General features: G+C 67.3%; 2 protein-coding genes. Both read left to right on the top strand.

What is annotated here, in order from left to right; all coding sequences use genetic code 11:
• The first annotated feature begins 124 nt into the window (after positions 1-124).
• Entirely contained in the window at positions 125-451 is a 327-nt protein-coding gene (locus ACWGPE_RS18645; protein ID WP_452049254.1) for a hypothetical protein, read from the top strand.
• 165 nt (positions 452-616) lie between these two features.
• The coding region (locus ACWGPE_RS18640) for an ABC transporter permease (protein ID WP_452049253.1) at positions 617-1,396 on the top strand (780 nt) is incomplete at its 3' end.

Genomic DNA, 1,396 nt, shown 5'->3' with positions numbered 1-1,396 from the left:
CCGGTGCAGCCGCTCAGGCCGGCCGTCACTGCAACCAACAGCGCGGCGGCAGCAAGTCGCATGTTGCTCAGCGTACGACGGGCGGTAGACGACATGCGCTAGCGTTGCCGCCCGAGGGGGCGTCATGGTTGAAAACCTGCTTGCAGACGGCGGAATCGCATATCAGATCGGCTCCACGATCGGCGCCATACTCTGGCCCGTTGTCGGTGGGTTGTTGCTGACCATCGGGATCCGCCGGCGCATAGCCCACACCCGTTGGGTCCGGCACGACGACCACCGATTGCTTCACCCGGAAAGCTCTGCCCCTTCCGAGGACCGGCCGCCGCCGCAGCCGTCCAACGGGACGTGGGTCATGATCAGCGGCACAGTACTGCTGGCTATCGGGCTTCTCCACCTCGTCGCGCTCGCCATCGACCCCGGAACGGCGCAAAGTACACCTCCCTACTCCTGAGCGCCCCGGTCACGGCTCACACCCGGCCCAGCAACCCTCACCACACCAAATGCCCCAATAACCGCCACCTGCCACACCCATCTCGGTAACGTCGGACATGATGAGCGGGGCACCGACGTGTTGATCGCGGCGTTACGCGATCTGCAGTGGCGCCGACGGCGATTCATGATCGCCGCAGTCGGCACCGCGTTGGTTTTTGCCATGACGCTGGTGTTGACGGGCCTGGCGAACGGTTTCCGCGTCGAAGCCGAACGCAGCGTCGACGCCCTCCACCTGGATGCGTTCATGATCAAGGAGGGTGCGGCCGGTCCGTTCCTCGGCTCAGCGCCGTTGCCGCTCACCGATGTTCAACGGGCGGCCAAGCTTCCGGGTGTCGTCACGGCGGTCCCGCTGGTGTACGGCTCGTCGACCATCCCAGCGGGCGGCAGCCCGCGAAATGTGAACGTGTTCGGGGTGCCGGAGCAGGGCCCGGGCACGCCGACGTTGAAGGAGGGCCGGGCACCGCATACGCCCGACGAGGTCGCGGTATCGACGACGATGGGTCGCCCGGTCGGTGCCGATGTCGACGTCGGTGCGTCGAAACTGCGGGTTGTCGGGCTGGTCGACGACCTCACCGCCCTGGCCGCCCAGGACAACATCTACCTGACGGTCCCCGGCGCCCAACAACTGCTGTTCTCCGGGCAGAAGCTGATCTCGTCGGTCGGCATTGTGGGCAACCCGGGGGCGGCGCCACCGGAGTTCCGCATCGTCGACCGGGCCGGCGCCATCGACGACATGGTCCGCCCGCTGCGCGGCGCCAACCAGGCGATGAGCCTGATGGCCGGACTGCTGTGGGCGGTCGCGGCGCTGATCGTCGGCTCGGTGATCTACCTGTCCGCCCTGGAACGCACTCGCGACTTCGCGGTGTTCAAGGCCGTCGGCGTGGCCACCCGATCCATCATGGCC

This window comes from Agromyces sp. NPDC055658, assembly GCF_053618155.1.
This window is presented reverse-complemented; position numbering and strand designations above follow the sequence as displayed.